The organism is Dellaglioa sp. CoH-55-MRSF-7, assembly GCF_056782235.1.
Window position 1 is genome coordinate 1 of the sequence record NZ_JBXAYI010000126.1, and the last position, 300, is coordinate 300.

The window sequence follows — 300 nt, forward strand, 5'->3', positions numbered from 1 at the left end:
GCCCTGAATGGCCGACTTAGTTGGAACGTTGATAGTCATACCCGGACAAATTTCGGACAACGGATCAGTTATGCCGTTATAGGCCATAAGTGCGCGCCACAAGCTTGTGTCTCCGTAGAACTTGTAGGCCAGCCCCGGAAGATTGGCCATGTCCAACATGCTCAACTGGTAACGCGACTGATTAGGAACGTTGAAGCGCACGTTCTTGAATCCGGATTTGAACATGTTGTAGTTCGAACCGGTATTGTCCACGGGTGTAACCCTGCTCCAGTTAAGGTCTCCGGAGTATCCTTCCATTGG

General features: G+C 50.7%; 1 protein-coding gene. It reads right to left on the reverse strand.

All coding sequences use genetic code 11. From position 1 onward, the window contains the following. Positions 1-252, reverse strand: a 252-nt coding sequence (locus tag AC1RPU_RS08125) for a LysM peptidoglycan-binding domain-containing protein (RefSeq protein ID WP_481769665.1), incomplete at its 3' end; no start/stop codon positions are given. Positions 253-300: the final 48 nt, after the last annotated feature.